1 protein-coding gene is annotated in these 252 nt (G+C 61.5%); it reads left to right on the top strand.

Features of this window, described 5'->3' with window-relative positions; genetic code table 11:
- Positions 1-252 (top strand): ATP-binding cassette domain-containing protein (locus tag BK665_RS33535; RefSeq protein WP_123410655.1); only part of this gene is annotated, 252 nt, incomplete at both ends.

The raw sequence follows: 252 nt of genomic DNA, 5'->3' as shown, positions 1-252 counted from the left end.
CGGTACTGGCCAACCTGGAATTTAGCCTCAAGCGCATCCCGAAACAACAGCTCCGGGTCGATATGGCCCATGCCACCGAATTGCTGGGCATCGGCCACTTGCTGGATCGTCATCCGCAGCACCTCTCCGGCGGCGAACGCCAGCGCATCGGCATTGCCCGCGCCCTGCTCACCAGCCCGAAACTGCTGCTGATGGACGAACCGCTCGCAGCGCTGGACAGCAAACGCAAAAACGAAATCCTGCCGTATCTGC

This window comes from Pseudomonas frederiksbergensis (genome assembly GCF_003732665.1).
GTDB classification, from domain to species: domain Bacteria; phylum Pseudomonadota; class Gammaproteobacteria; order Pseudomonadales; family Pseudomonadaceae; genus Aquipseudomonas; species Aquipseudomonas frederiksbergensis_G.
The sequence above is the reverse complement of the archived record's forward strand: the minus strand, read 5'-3'. Positions and strand labels throughout refer to the sequence as shown.